The organism is Lachnobacterium bovis DSM 14045 (genome assembly GCF_900107245.1).
GTDB lineage: Bacteria > Bacillota > Clostridia > Lachnospirales > Lachnospiraceae > Roseburia > Roseburia bovis.
The window spans coordinates 1-14,793 of sequence record NZ_FNPG01000031.1 but is presented as its reverse complement, the minus strand read 5'-3'; the positions used below and the strand labels follow the sequence as shown (position 1 = coordinate 14,793).

At 30.2% G+C, this 14,793-nt stretch carries 12 protein-coding genes, 1 tRNA gene and 1 rRNA gene; 8 read left to right on the top strand and 6 right to left on the bottom strand.

The features are described from left to right. Window positions 1–30: 30 nt before the first annotated feature. The 6 genes from mnmE to rpmH are packed head-to-tail and all read right to left on the bottom strand — an operon-like array spanning window position 31 to window position 4,152. A complete protein-coding gene (gene mnmE, locus BLV79_RS10980; protein ID WP_074718939.1) occupies window positions 31–1,407 on the bottom strand; it encodes a tRNA uridine-5-carboxymethylaminomethyl(34) synthesis GTPase MnmE in 1,377 nt (458 codons plus the stop codon). 58 nt (window positions 1,408–1,465) lie between these two features. Next, window positions 1,466–2,089 (bottom strand): RNA-binding cell elongation regulator Jag/EloR, encoded by a 624-nt coding sequence (jag, locus tag BLV79_RS10975; protein ID WP_074718937.1) that lies wholly within the window; start codon window positions 2,087–2,089, stop codon window positions 1,466–1,468. Window positions 2,090–2,103: 14 nt separating this feature from the next. Next, window positions 2,104–3,366: a YidC/Oxa1 family membrane protein insertase gene (locus BLV79_RS10970; RefSeq protein ID WP_074718934.1), complete on the bottom strand. Its 1,263-nt coding sequence runs from the start codon at window positions 3,364–3,366 to the stop codon at window positions 2,104–2,106. Window positions 3,367–3,383: 17 nt separating this feature from the next. Next, on the bottom strand, window positions 3,384–3,593 hold the full coding sequence (gene yidD / locus BLV79_RS10965; protein WP_074718932.1) for a membrane protein insertion efficiency factor YidD: 210 nt from the start codon (window positions 3,591–3,593) through the stop codon (window positions 3,384–3,386). 18 nt (window positions 3,594–3,611) lie between these two features. After that, window positions 3,612–3,962: a ribonuclease P protein component gene (gene rnpA / locus BLV79_RS10960; protein WP_074718930.1), complete on the bottom strand. Its 351-nt coding sequence runs from the start codon at window positions 3,960–3,962 to the stop codon at window positions 3,612–3,614. Window positions 3,963–4,017: 55 nt separating this feature from the next. Beyond that, window positions 4,018–4,152 (bottom strand): 50S ribosomal protein L34, encoded by a 135-nt coding sequence (rpmH, locus tag BLV79_RS10955; protein WP_022749933.1) that lies wholly within the window; start codon window positions 4,150–4,152, stop codon window positions 4,018–4,020. 675 nt (window positions 4,153–4,827) lie between these two features. Between rpmH and dnaA the strand changes: the two genes are divergently transcribed. From dnaA to BLV79_RS10915, 8 genes are all read left to right on the top strand, one after another. After that, window positions 4,828–6,183: a chromosomal replication initiator protein DnaA gene (gene dnaA, locus BLV79_RS10950; protein ID WP_074718928.1), complete on the top strand. Its 1,356-nt coding sequence runs from the start codon at window positions 4,828–4,830 to the stop codon at window positions 6,181–6,183. A gap of 377 nt (window positions 6,184–6,560) precedes the next feature. Continuing rightward, complete coding sequence (gene dnaN / locus BLV79_RS10945) at window positions 6,561–7,673, top strand: DNA polymerase III subunit beta (RefSeq protein WP_074718926.1); 1,113 nt, start codon at window positions 6,561–6,563, stop codon at window positions 7,671–7,673. Between the two features lie 8 nt (window positions 7,674–7,681). Further along, window positions 7,682–7,897: an RNA-binding S4 domain-containing protein gene (locus BLV79_RS10940; RefSeq protein ID WP_074718924.1), complete on the top strand. Its 216-nt coding sequence runs from the start codon at window positions 7,682–7,684 to the stop codon at window positions 7,895–7,897. After that, complete coding sequence (recF, locus tag BLV79_RS10935) at window positions 7,894–9,006, top strand: DNA replication/repair protein RecF (protein ID WP_074718922.1); 1,113 nt, start codon at window positions 7,894–7,896, stop codon at window positions 9,004–9,006. The genes BLV79_RS10940 and recF overlap by 4 nt, the downstream gene beginning before the upstream one ends. Window positions 9,007–9,028: 22 nt before the next feature. Continuing rightward, window positions 9,029–10,963, top strand: a complete 1,935-nt coding sequence (gene gyrB / locus BLV79_RS10930) for a DNA topoisomerase (ATP-hydrolyzing) subunit B (protein ID WP_074718920.1) — start codon at window positions 9,029–9,031, stop codon at window positions 10,961–10,963. Window positions 10,964–10,979: 16 nt separating this feature from the next. Next, window positions 10,980–13,457 (top strand): DNA gyrase subunit A, encoded by a 2,478-nt coding sequence (gyrA, locus tag BLV79_RS10925; protein ID WP_074718918.1) that lies wholly within the window; start codon window positions 10,980–10,982, stop codon window positions 13,455–13,457. Window positions 13,458–14,271: 814 nt separating this feature from the next. After that, a tRNA-Ser gene (locus BLV79_RS10920) sits at window positions 14,272–14,359 on the top strand. A gap of 259 nt (window positions 14,360–14,618) precedes the next feature. Then, window positions 14,619–14,793 (top strand): 16S ribosomal RNA (locus BLV79_RS10915); the annotation flags it as partial.

Below are 14,793 nucleotides of genomic sequence, written 5' to 3'. Positions count from 1 at the left end.
TAATTTTTACTTTCAACTAAAATCAATTATTTATTTTCCCATACAAAACTTACTGAAGATTTCATTTACTAAATCTTCTTCTAAAGCTTCACCTATAATTGTTCCCAATGATTCATATGCATTCATTAAATCAATTGAGAAGAAATCTTCTGGCAAACCATTTTGAATACTATTTACTACTAATTCTAAACTTTCTTTTGCATCAATCAAAGCATTTTTATGTCTAACATTAGTAATCATCACTTCATCATTAAATGAAATTTCTCCATTAAAGAACATATTTTTTATAGTATTTTCTAAATCATTTATTCCAGTTTCTTCTTTTGCGGAAATTAATATAATTGGTTTATTGATGTATTTTTTTACATCTTCTACACCTGTTTTACTAGATAAATCTGATTTATTCAATAAAACAATTGCTTTTTTATCTTTAATTTGTTCAATAATAGCAAAATCATTTCCATCTAAATCCTTAGATGAATCAATTACATATATCACTAAATCTGCTCTTTCTATACAATCCTTTGCTTTATCGACACCAATTTTTTCAACAACATCCTCAGTATGTCTAATTCCAGCTGTATCTATAATATTTAAAGAAATACCATTTAAATTGATATTTTCTTCAAGCGTATCTCTCGTTGTTCCTTCAATATCAGTTACAATTGCTCTTTCTTCTCCTACTAAGATATTTAACAAAGATGATTTTCCCGCATTTGGTTTTCCAACAATTGCAGTTTTAATTCCTTCTTTAATTATTTTTCCATTATCAGCACTCTTAATCAAAGTCGTAATTTCATCTAAAATTCCATTAACAATATTATTTAGTTTTTCTGGAAATCCATCTAAAGAAATATGTTCAGGATCATCAAGAGCCGTTTCAATAAATGCAATTTCATGAATTATCTTTTCTCTATTTTGAATAATATCATTTTTTACTGACCCCTTTAATTGACTCAATGAGCTATTTAATGCATACTCATTTTTTGAATTAATAATATCTATTACTGATTCTGCTTGAGATAAATCAATACGACCATTTAAAAAAGCTCTTTTCGTAAATTCCCCAGGTTCAGCAGGTCTTGCGCCATGTTTTAAGACAGTTTCAAGAATTCGCTTCATTACAAAAACTCCACCATGACAGTCAATTTCGACAGTATCTTCTTTTGTATATGAATTTGGTGCTCTCATAATCAATACCATAACCTCATCAATCATTTCTTCACCATCAAAAATATACCCATAATGAATAGTATGTGATTTAACTTTACTTAACAATTTATCATTGTTTTTTGATTTATATATTCTATCAATAATATCCATAGCATCTTGTCCACTAATACGAATAATACCAATACCTGATGGAGTCAATGCAGTCGCAATTGCAGCTATAGTGTCTGTCTTCATTTTATATTTACCTCTTATACATATTTTAAAAAAGGGTATCCTCTCGGATACCCATAAATTATTTTTTCAATGTAACAACTACGTGTCTATAAGGCTCATCACCTTCACTATGGGTTGTGACATAACGATCATTCTGTAATGCAGAATGAATAACTCTTCTTTCAAAAGGATTCATTGGTTCTAACTCAACCGCTCTATGTGTTCTTTTTACCTTGAAAGCGATATTTTTTGCTAAATTCTCCAATGTCGCCTTTCTTCTATTTCGATAATCTTCTGTATCAATTTTTACCTTATAATACTTATCTGCATTCTTGTTTACAGAAAGATTTGTCAAATACTGAAGTGCATCTAAAGTTTGACCTCTTTTTCCAATTAAAAGACCCATTTCGTCTCCCTTTAAATCAACATCGATTTGACTATTGATTTCATCAATATTAATGATTATATCAACCTTAAGATTCATCGCATCAAAAACGTCTGTAAGAAAACTTCTTACTCTATCTTCAACAGAACATTTTTTTCTTGCTTTGATTATAGCATTTTTACTTCCTAATCCTAAAAAACCTGTGCTTCCCTTCTCAATTACTTCATATTCAATTTGGTCACTTGTTGTTCCCAATTTAACTGAAGCTTCTGTTAATGCATCATTAAGTGTCTTTGCAGAAATCTCAATAAAATCCATCCTAACGCCCCCTATTATTTTCGGCTATTCCTCTCATTAAACTCTTGAACTGCATTTGCCTTTGCAGCTAATGAACCTGGTTTAATATCTCTTTTTTTAGAACTAGCTTCTTCAATTTTTTCATTATCTATGCCGCTAATATCAGCTTTAGCTTTAATACCACGTGTATTTAAATGAGCTGCTTTATTTATCTGATTCTCATAAATACCCATTTTTTCACGTTGTTTTTTTAACTTCAACTCGTTTTGCTTTATAATATCATCAATATCGATTTTTTCAAAATGTTTATTGATAAATATCTGTTGAATAACCCTAACAAGTCCACTTGTTGCCCAATAAATACCTAATCCTGAAGGAACAGAGAATGTCATAACTACAGAAACTAAAGGTAAAATATTGTTCATTGTTTTCATCTGTGTAGCAACTTGTTCACTTCCATTATCAGGTTGTGGCATCATCTTAACATTAAGATACTGGAATAGACCTGACAAAATTGGAATAAGTAAAGCAACAAAAACTACCAAATATGATTTATTAGCCATTGCAGCCTTTATTGAAGTCATTGGTGAATCAGAAATATTTACACCTAAAAAGTAATTATATTGTTTTATGCTATGCACTGTAGAATCGATACTACTGTGAAGCTTTGGAAATTTATCATAAACAATTTTCCATCCATCTTGTGGAAGCTTATATAATACATCGACAATATAATTATTAATAACACTTTGATGCTTATCTGAAAAATCTACACTCACAGATAGTTTTTGAGAAGAAACAATGCTCTTCATTATTCCTCTGTAACCTTCTGTCGCAGTAATTCCGTTAACTACACCATCAAATGATGATCTTACACTTGTAATATACGCAGGTACTCTTGAGAAAACCTGATACAATGAAAGTAAAATTGGGAACTGAATTAAAATTTGAACACAAGATCCCGCAGGTGAAACACCATATTTTTTATATACTAGAGATGTTTCTTGCTGCATTGCAGCTACTGATTGTTGATCTCTTTTTCCCTCATACTTCTTTCTAATAGCTGTTAATTCAGGTTGCATTTTCTGTGAAAACATAGAAAACTTCTGTTGTTTCAATGTTAAAGGAAACAACATTCCTAAAATAACAATAGTTAATAAAATGATACTAATACCAATATTTTCAATTCCTGTTACAGTCTTAACTCCTAGATAAATCTTATCCAAAATCCATCCTAATAATCTAGCAATAGGTCCTAAGATTGCAACTGAATTTGCTGTTAATAAAATATCAGCCATAAAACCTAAACCCTCCGTTATGGAACAGGATCATATCCCCCTTTCGAAAAGGGATTACATCTTAATATTCTCCACAAGGCTAATAATCCGCCCTTTAAGGCACCATACTTTTCAATTGCTTCTAATGCATAAGTCGAACAAGTAGGATAATACGGACATTTAGTCCTTTTTAATGGAGAAAAATATTTTCTATAAATTTTAATCAAAAAAATAAATACTTTTTTCATTGTTCCATCTTCTTAAATTTATTTGTTTTCAAGTTCAATAATTCCATGAAGATTTGCAAGATGTAGCAACGCACTTTCAACTTGTGCATAACTAATTTCTTTTGCACTTACCCTTGCAACAACTACAATGTCTAAACCACTATTAAACATTTCTTCGTGTAGTCTATATGATTCTCTAATTAATCTCGTTAAATGATGTCTAATAACACTATTTCCAACTTTTTTACTTACTGAAATGCCAACCCTATTTTTTTCATTTAAATTATTTTTTAAAACATACATAACAAGGTATCGATTGGCATATGATTTTCCTTGACTATATACCTTTTGAAATTCTCTGTTTTTCTTCAATGATTCTGAAAATTTCATAATAATATTCCTTACTTATAATATTATAAAGAAGAAAAGACCACAATGATGTGGCCTAAGCTGATAATTTTTTTCTTCCTTTTAATCTTCTTGCAGCCAATACTTTTCTACCGCTTGCAGTACTCATTCTTTTTCTAAATCCGTGTACTTTAGATCTCTGTCTTTTCTTTGGTTGGAATGTCATCTTCATTTATATCCACCTCCTTAACGTTAAAAAACATCACTTCAATTATATCAAAAAAACACTTCAAGTCAAGCAATTATCACGAATTTCATTTCTTAAATTTATATAAATTTTCAACATTCTGTGGATATTTTTTTTGTTGATTTTTTTATAACTATTTTTTTATTCTTTTTTTGTGTATAATTTCTACTCTTTTTTTCTCTTTCAACATACTTTTCAAGATTATCTACTTATCCACATTTTGTGTGTGGATAAGTAGTGTAATGCCTTATTTTTCAGGGTTTCCATTTGTGTTTATATCTATTTTTTCTCTCTTTTCAGTTTCTATTTATCCATACCAAGTTGATATCCCCTCTACTTATCCACATTTTGTTCATAACTTGTGGATATCCCGTTTATTTATTCTTGATAACCTAATTTTTTTATTTTTTTTACCGATAATAATATTTTTTACATTGAATTACTTCTTCAAATAGTGTACTATTATACTTGTAGGATTGTGGAAAAGTGTTCATTTTTTTAAAAATGGCATATATTATCCACTTTCATCTATATTATTTGCAAGAAGTATACATATTATTTTTCAAAATAATATGTGACTTTTGTTTGTGTACCCTAAAATTATATTTTATTAACATTTTTTAGGATCAACATTGAATTTATTAGATTTGGAGAATTACAATGGACAAAATATTAGACAAATGGAATGAAATATTAAATACCGTTAAAAGTGAATATGACATTAGTGATGTTTCTTTTGATACATGGTTACGTCCTTTAGAGCCATACGGAATAATGGATAATACATTATACATTTTGGTACCTTCTGAACCAATGGCCTTAGGATATATTTCAAAAAAATATCATTTACCTCTAAAGACTATTATTGCAGAGGCAACTGGTACAGTTTTTGAAGTTAAATTCATTTTACCTGAACAAGCGTCACAAATTAATCCAGCTTCTAAGGTAGCAAAACCAATTAAAAATAATGTATCAATAGAGAGTTCCAACCTTAATCCAAACTATACATTCGATACCTTTGTTGTAGGTAATAACAATAGATTTGCTCAGTCAGCCTCTCTTGCAGTCGCTGAATCTCCAGGTGAAGCATACAATCCACTGTACATTTATGGTGGTCCAGGATTAGGTAAAACTCACTTAATGCATTCTATTGGTCATTTTATTTTGGAAAAAAATCCAACTACAAAAGTTCTCTACGTAACATCTGAAGAGTTTACAAATGAAGTTATCGAATCAATTCGTAATGGTAATGCTTCTTCAATGACAAAATTTAGAGACAAATATCGTAAAGTTGATGTTTTAATGATTGATGATATCCAATTCATCATAGGAAAAGAAAGTACTCAGGAAGAATTTTTCCACACTTTTAATGCTTTACAAACACAAGGTAAACAAATTATTTTAACATCAGATAAACCTCCAAAAGAAATGGAGACTTTAGAAGAGCGAATTCGTTCTCGATTTGAGTGGGGATTAATGGCTGATATTGGAACCCCTGACTATGAGACACGTATGGCTATTTTAAGAAAAAAAGCCACAAACGATAATTTCAATATCAACGATGAAATATTAAATTTTATCGCTAATAATATAAAATCCAACGTTCGTGAATTAGAAGGAGCATTAAATAAACTCCTCGCTTATAACAATTTGGTTCACGAAGAAATTACTATGGATATTGCTCAAAAAGAATTACAAAATATTATTACTCCAGATAAACCTAAAGAAATAACTCCACAGTTAATAATAGAAATTGTTGCTGAGCATTTCCAAATTTCATTAGATCAAATGATTTCTAAAAGTAGAAGTAGCGATATTGCTAAACCAAGACAAATTGCAATGTATTTGTGTAAAAACATGACAGACATTCCTCTTGATACTATTGGATCATTACTTGGAGGTCGTGACCATTCTACTATAATACATGGTATTAAAAAAATTACAGAAGAATATGACTCTAATGAAAATATACGTAATACTATTGAAACAATTAAAAAGAAAATAAATCCAAATTAGTTAATAATGATAGCTGATTAAAAACACATTTATATAGAAGAAACTCATACCAAACTGTAGTTTTAATATATTAGACAGATTTTAATAACAAGGTTATCAAGATGTTTTTAACTTTTCCACGTTTATGAGAGGTTGATAGCCCTTGATAATATGGATAACTTTTATGTTTTTCCACGAGTTTGTGAATTTTCTCTTCTTTTATTCACATTCTTTCCCTGTCTAATCCTCAACCTTTTAACACACTTATACAGTTACTTTTAATCTTCTAAATGGCGGTTTTATCATATTTTTACGACTTATTAACTTATTAACAACCCCTAAGAAGATTACTACGGATTTTTTATATATTTTATTTATTTTACGCGGGAGGCACTCACATGAAATTTATTTGTTCTAAATCAAACCTTTACAATGGCGTTAAAACTGTACAAAGAGCAGTTCCTACTAGAACAACTATGCCTATACTAGAATGTATCCTAATCGATGCAACAACAAATGAGATAAAACTAACTGCTAACGATACTGAACTTGGCATCGAAACAATAATCGAAGGCGAAGTTCAAGAACATGGTATTATTGCTTTAAACTCTTCTATTTTTTCTAACATCGTAAGTAAATTACCAGACAACATGGTAACAATCGAAACAGATGAGAATTTTAAAGCTCATATCAGTTGTGAAAAAGCAAAGTTTGATATTCTAGGTAAATCTGGAGATGATTTTTCATATTTACCTTTTATCGAGAAATCTCAAGGAATTACTATTTCTCAATTTTCTTTGCGAGACGTAATAGAAAGAACATCTTTTGCTATTGCAAACGATGATAACAACAAGTTAATGACAGGTGAATTATTCAAAATTAACGAAAACAATCTTGAGGTTGTGGCTCTTGATGGGCATAGAATTGCTGTTCGCTATATCGAACTAAAAGAGAGTTACTCACCTAGAGAGTTAATAGTCCCTGGAAAAACCCTAAAAGAAATTAAAAACATTATTCCAGGAAATGTAGATGATAATGTATTCATCTATAATACATCTAACCACATTGTTTTTGAATTTGATAAAACCACTGTAGTTTCACGTTTGATAGAAGGCGATTACTTTAAAATTGATTCTATGCTATCAACAGACTACGAAACTAAAGTTCAAATAAACAAAAAAGAGCTTTATGAAAGTATAGATAGAGCAACTCTTCTTGTAAAAGAAAGTGATAAGAAGCCAATCATCATGAATATTACAGATTCAAACATGGAAGTTAAAATCAATTCATACATTGGTTCAATGGATGAAAATATTGACATCGAAAAAGATGGAAGAGATATCATGATAGGATTCAATCCTAAATTCTTCACAGATGCATTAAAAGCAATTGATGAAGAGAATATTAATTTATATATGATTAACCCTAAGGCACCTTGTTTCATCAAAGATGACAATGGAACATTTATTTATTTAATTTTACCAGTAAATTTTAATGCAATAGCAAATTAGGAGAAAAAATGATAGAAATTACAATAAAAGAATCAGAAGAATACATAAAATTAGGTCAAGCTTTAAAAAAAGCAGGTTTAGTTGATTCTGGTGTAGATGCAAAAATGGTCATTGTTGACGGTTTAGTTCAAGTTAATGGTCAGGTAGACACTAGACGTGGGAAAAAACTATATGATGGTGATGAAGTAACCTTTGACGGTGAAATTATAAAAATAAAAAAATGATAATTAAATCTATTGAATTGTCAAATTTTAGAAATTATGAAACGTTGCATTTAAGGTTAGATAAGGGGACTAATATTTTTTTTGGTGATAATGCTCAAGGAAAGACAAATATTTTGGAGTCGGCCTATCTTTCCGCAACAACAAAATCACATAGGGGAAGCAAAGATAAAGAGTTAATTCGGTTTAACAACAATGAAGCACACATCAGAACTGAATTGATAAAAAAGGGCAATCCTTATAGAATAGACATTCACTTGAAAAAGAATCACAGCAAAGGAATTGCTTTAAATCAAATTCCAATAAAAAAAGCAAGTGAGTTGTATGGAATAATCAATATGGTCTTTTTTTCTCCAGAAGATTTAAATATCATTAAAAACGGTCCAGCAGCAAGGAGACGCTTCATTGATGGTGAATTATCTCAGTTAGACAAGATTTATATGGCAAATTTGTCTAAATATAATAAAATCTTAATGCAAAGAAATAAATTACTCAAAGAAATTTATTTTAATCCACAACTCAAAGATACTTTGGATATATGGGATATGCAACTTGTCAATTGTGGTAATGAAATTATAAAGCGAAGAAAAGAATTTATATATCGTTTAGGAGAAGTTTTGTCTAAAATTCATAATAATATTTCAGGTAATAAAGAAAAGCTTGAAATATTTTATGAAGAGGATGTTACGTGTGAGCAATTTGAAGAAAAGTTATTAAAGAATCAGTCGAAGGATTTAAAATTTCAACAGACATCAGTTGGTCCACATAGGGATGATATTTCTTTTGCAATAAATGGAATTGATGTTAGAAAATATGGTTCACAAGGACAACAAAGAACAGTTGCGTTGTCGCTAAAATTAGCCGAGATAAAACTTGTTGAAGAATGTGTAAACGACACTCCAATACTATTATTAGATGACGTTTTATCGGAATTAGACAGCAATAGACAGAATTATTTATTAAACAGTATTAGTAATATACAGACTCTTATCACTTGTACTGGCGTAGAAGAGTTTGTTAGAAATAGATTTGAAATTAATAAAATTTTTAAAGTTTCAGATGGGAAAGTTGAAGAACTAGAAAATTTGGAATTGAATAAAAAAACAAATTAAACTCAAGATTAGGAGGCAGTTCATGAGTGAAGAAATAAACAAAAATCAGGAATATGGTGCCGATCAGATTCAAATTCTAGAAGGATTAGAAGCTGTAAGAAAAAGACCAGGAATGTACATTGGTAGTACATCAGAGAGAGGTTTACACCATCTGGTTTATGAAATTGTTGATAATGCCGTAGATGAAGCTTTAGCTGGATATTGTAATTCTATACAAGTCGTAGTTGAAGAGGATAATTCAATAACAGTTATCGATAATGGTAGAGGAATTCCAGTTGGAACCAATCATAAAGCAAATAAATCAGCATTAGAAGTAGTGTTTACTGTTCTCCATGCTGGAGGAAAATTTGGTGGAGGAGGCTATAAGGTCTCAGGTGGATTACATGGTGTAGGTGCATCCGTTGTAAACGCTCTATCAAATAGTCTAGAGGTTGAAGTCGCAAGAGATGGAAAAATTTATAGACAAACATATAAACGTGGTGTGCCAGATGGAACAGTGGAAATTGTTGGTGAATGTGACAAAGATAAACATGGAACAAAAGTTCATTTTTTACCAGACAACACAATTTTCGAAGTAACTGAATTTAAATATGACACATTAAAACAAAGATTAAGAGAAACTGCTTTTTTAACAAAGGGATTAAAAATAACATTAATTGATACTCGAGAAAACTCTAAACATAATCATGTTTTCCATTATGCTGGAGGAATAAAAGAGTTTGTTGAATATTTGAATCGTGGTAAAGAAGCTTTGTATGATGAGGTTATTTATTGCGAAGGAAAAAGAAATAATGTTTACGTTGAAGTAGCTATGCAGCACAATGAATCATATAATGATTCTGCCTACAGTTTTGTTAATAATATTATTACTCCAGAAGGTGGTACACATTTAACAGGTTTTAGAAATGCTATTACTAAAACTTTTAATAATTATGCAAAAGCCAATAAATTAATTAAAGAAAATGATCAGCCGTTGAACGGAGAAGATATTAGAGAAGGATTAACTGCTATTATCAGTGTCAAAATCGAAGAGCCTCAATTCGAGGGACAAACTAAACAAAAACTTGGTAATAGTGAAGCTAGAGGAGCGGTTGACTCAATTGTTAGTGAGCAGTTAACATATTTCTTAGAGCAAAATCCAGATGTAGCTAAGCAAATTATTTCTAAATCAGTTTTAGCGCAAAGAGCAAGAGAGGCTGCGCGTTCTGCAAGAGAAGCGACAAGAAGAAAATCTGCATTAGAAAACACATCGTTACCAGGAAAATTAGCAGATTGTTCTGACAAAGATCCTAAAAATTGTGAAATTTTCATAGTTGAGGGAGATTCAGCCGGAGGTTCTGCAAAAGTTGCAAGAAGTCGTGCAACACAAGCAATTTTGCCTTTAAGAGGTAAAATATTAAACGTTGAAAAAGCAAGACCGGATAAAATTTTTAACAACGAGGAAATAAGATCAATGATAACTGCATTTGGTACGGGAATACTAGATGACTTTGATCTTTCAAAATTACGTTATGATAAAATAATTATTATGACTGATGCCGATGTTGATGGCGCTCATATTGAGACATTGATGTTAACGTTTTTATATAGATTTATGCCAGAACTAATTAAAGAAGGACATGTTTATTTAGCAACACCACCACTTTATAAAATCGAAAAGAATAAAAAAGTCTGGTATGCCTACAGCGATGAAGAATTAAATAAAATTATAAATGAGATCGGTAGAGATCAAAACAATAAGATTCAGCGTTACAAAGGTTTAGGAGAAATGGATGCAGAACAGTTATGGGAGACTACAATGGATCCTGCAAACAGAATTCTTAAACGAGTAACAATGGATGATGAGTCAGCTTCAGAAGTTGATGTTACATTTACTACACTCATGGGTGACAAAGTAGAGCCAAGAAGAGAATTCATAGAAACAAATGCAAAATATGTGCAAAATTTAGATATTTAAGGAGGATTAAGTTTAAATGGATGACAAAATTTTTGACCAAATACTTCATGTTGATTTAAAGAAAACGATGGAGACCTCCTATATAGATTATGCTATGAGCGTAATTGCTTCTAGAGCATTACCAGATGTAAGAGATGGATTAAAACCTGTTCAAAGAAGAGTTTTATATTCAATGATTGAGTTGAATAATACACCAGATAAACCTCATAGAAAATCAGCTCGTATCGTTGGTGATACTATGGGTAAATACCATCCACATGGTGATAGTTCGATTTATGGAGCTTTAGTAAACATGGCTCAACAATGGTCGACAAGATATCCATTGGTAGATGGACATGGTAATTTCGGATCAGTGGACGGTGATGGCGCAGCTGCGATGCGTTATACTGAAGCAAGATTAAGCAAAATTTCAATCAAAATGATTGAAGATATAAACAAAGATACAGTAGATTTTATTCCAAACTTTGATGAAACAGAGAAAGAGCCAGCTGTTTTACCATCAAGATTTCCAAACTTATTAGTTAACGGAACAACAGGTATTGCAGTAGGTATGGCTACAAATATACCTCCTCACAATTTAGGAGAAGTTATCGATGCCGTTGTAAAGATTATTGATGATGACATTGAAAACAAAGAAACAACGATAGATGATTTAATTCAAATTGTAAAAGGTCCTGATTTTCCAACTGGTGGTACTATTTTAGGAACAGCAGGTATCAATGAAGCATATAGAACAGGACGAGGCAAAATAAAAGTTAGAGCTGTTACTGATATAGAACCAATGCATGCTGGAAAAAATAGAATTGTAGTAACCGAATTACCATATCTTGTAAATAAAGCTAGATTGATTGAGAAAATAGCTGAATTGGTAAAATTAAAAAGGGTTGAGGGAATCACAGCTCTTCGTGATGAATCAGACAGAGAAGGTATGCGTATAGCAATTGAATTAAAAAATGGAGTGAATCCATCTGTGATATTAAATCAATTGTATAAACATACACAATTACAAGATACATTTGGTGTAATTAACTTAGCATTAGTGAATAATGAGCCAAAAATCTTAAATTTAAAAGAATTATTAGTGTATTATCTTGAACATCAAAAAGATGTAATTACAAGACGTACAAAGTATGATTTGAACAAAGCAGAAGAGCGTGCCCACATTTTAAAAGGTTTAATTATAGCGTTAGATAATATCGATGAAGTAATTCAAATTATCAGAAGTAGCAAAACAACAGCTGAAGCAAAAGGAAGATTAATTGATAGATTTGAATTATCAGAAGCTCAATCACAAGCAATAGTTGATATGAGATTGCGTGCTCTTACAGGTTTAGAGCGTGAAAAAATTGAAGCAGAGTATCAGCAATTAATGGAAAAAATAGCAGAATTAAAAGCAATTTTAGCTGATGAAAACAAATTATTGACAGTAATTAAAGAAGAAATTATAGCTATTAAAGAAAAATTCGCAGATGAGAGAAGAACTCAAATTGGCTATGATGAATATGATATGTCAATGGAAGATTTAATTCCAGAAAAGAATACAGTTATCACAATGACAAAAGTTGGATATATTAAGAGAATGGATATAGATAACTTTAAAGCACAGCATAGAGGCGGTAAAGGTATAAAAGGAATGGAAACAATTGATGGTGATTATATCGATGAAATGATGATGACAACATCTCATCATTACTTAATGTTCTTTACTAATGCTGGACGTGTTTATAGAATTAAAGCATACGAAATACCAGAGGCAAGTAGAACAGCCAGAGGAACAGCTATAATCAATCTAATACCATTGCAAGCTGATGAAAAGATAACTGCTATGATACCAATTAAAGAGTATAACAAAGACCAGTATTTATTCATGGCAACTAAGAATGGTATTGTTAAGAAGACATCAGTTTGTGATTATGAAAACATTAGAAAAAATGGATTAGCAGCGATTAAATTGCGTGATGACGACGAATTAATCGAAGTTAAGATAACAAGTGATGAAAATGAAATAATGTTGTTTACTAAATTTGGTCAGTGTATTAAGTTTAGAGAGGCTGATGTAAGAACAACAGGTAGAACTACAATGGGTGTTATAGGTATGAACTTATCAGATGGTGATGAAGTAATAGCTATGCAAATAGATACACAAGGTGATGCTCTGTTAATAGTATCTGAAAATGGTATCGGAAAATGTACATTAATGAACGAATTTACTCCACAGAATCGTGGTGGAAAAGGCGTTAAATGCTACAAGATTACAGAAAAAACAGGTTGCCTTGTAGGTGTAAAAGCAGTAACCGCTGAAAATGAAGTAATGCTTATAACAACTGAAGGAATTATCATCAGAATAAAAGTTGCAGATACTGCACTTTCAGGCAGAGTAACATCTGGAGTTAAACTAATAGATCTAGATGAAAATGTTAAGGTAGCAAGTGTTGCAAAAGTTAGAGAAGATAAGAGTCTAATGGATGAAGAAGATAATCCAGAAGAAGAATAAGATCATTTATAGGATTGTTGTAAATTATATAAAAAAAAATGCAAGTGCACAAAACTTAAAAAAGATAGATATTTAGAAGTATGATATATATGGTTAAAATCCAAATGATATTAGATATTGTTTAAAGATTATATATTTTATATGTTTATCATTATATATACAAACAAATATAATACATATATTAATAATTATCATATATATCATGCGTATTTTGAAATTTAGTATATAACTATCATGCATTAATTTATGTATAGAATTTTCAACTATAAAAATGGTTTTATACACAAGTAATATTTAAAAGATTATTATAATTGAATACGGTTAAAAGATAAATAGAGAGTAATCAAATTTAGAATGTCCGCTATATTTTGATTATACTCTCTATTTTTTTTTAAAAAGAATAATATTATGAAAAGAAAAAGAATTTATGAAAAGGAATAAAATAAATATTATGAAAATGAAATATAAAATGAAATAAAAATAAAAAATAAAATAAAAAATATAATAAAAATAAAAATTGAAATAAAAATATAAAATAAAATATAAAAAACATAAATAAATTCAAGGATTATATTATGATTTACGTCATATATTTAAGTCTTATATAAAAAAAAGACAAAAAAATACTCATTAATATAGTAAATAAGTAAAGAAATTTGTAACCTTAAAATAGTAAAAAATAAAAATTATAATAATTATAATAAATATAATAAAAAAAATAAAAAAAAATAAAAAACACTATTGACAAATAGATAATCTTTTAGTAGAATAATTTATGCGTCATGCAGAGAAAATAATTTATTATAAAGAATTCGGAGAAGTACTCAAGAGGCCGAAGAGGTGCCCCTGCTAAGGGTATAGGTCGGGTGACCGGCGCGAGGGTTCGAATCCCTCCTTCTCCGCTTCAAAAAAATAAATTAAAAAAAGTGTTGACAAAACATTGAAAGCATGATATATTATAAAAGCTGTAAGGCACGACACAATAAAGTGTCGATTGACTTAAAAGCGACAAACTTTGATAACTAAATAGTGAAAAACCTTGAAAGATTCTAAAGAGAATTATTCAAGTAATCAAAAGATTACACGAACAGCATCAAAAAAGATGCACCTTTAAAACAGTAACAAGGAAATTAGCCAAGCTAAGTTCTGAGAATCAAATTTTAAAATGAGAGTTTGATCCTGGCTCAGGATGAACGCTGGCGGCGTGCTTAACACATGCAAGTCGAACGAAGCGCATTGTTTGAATTCTTCGGAAGGAAGATAATGTGACTGAGTGGCGGACGGGTGAGTAACGCGTGGGTAACCTGCCATGTACAGGGGGACAACAGTTGGAAAC